This is a genomic window from Halanaerobaculum tunisiense (assembly GCF_054657635.1).
Window position 1 is genome coordinate 1 of sequence record NZ_BAAHYI010000033.1, and the last position, 537, is coordinate 537.

Genomic DNA, 537 nt, shown 5'->3' on the forward strand with positions numbered 1-537 from the left:
GCTGATCCAGTAACGATTGTAGCATCATCTCCATCAAATTCATACTCATTAAGTAACTCTCTTACTTCCATCTCTACTAATTCAATTAACTCTTCGTCTTCTACCATATCTGCTTTGTTTAAGAAGACTACAATTTCTGGCACTCCTACCTGACGAGCTAATAGTAAGTGCTCTCTTGTTTGCGGCATTGGCCCATCTGCTGCTGATACAATTAAAATTGCACCATCCATCTGAGCTGCACCTGTAATCATATTCTTTACATAGTCTGCGTGACCTGGGCAGTCTACGTGAGCATAGTGTCTATTAGCTGTCTCATACTCTACGTGAGACGTAGCAATTGTAATTCCTCGTTCCTGCTCTTCTGGTGCGTTATCAATCTCACCAAATTCCACTGATCCTTCGTCTCCTGCTGACAATACTTTCGTAATTGCAGCTGTTGTTGTTGTCTTTCCGTGGTCTACGTGTCCAATTGTACCAATGTTAATATGTGGTTTGTTTCGCTCAAACTTTTCTTTTCCCATTTCTATCTTCCCTCCT

The 537-nt window shown here is 41.3% G+C and carries 1 protein-coding gene; it reads right to left on the reverse strand.

The features are described 5' to 3' along the window. Window positions 1-521 (reverse strand): GTP-binding protein (locus ACYQ3D_RS12645; protein ID WP_459838818.1); only part of this gene is annotated, 521 nt, incomplete at its 3' end. Window positions 522-537: the final 16 nt, after the last annotated feature.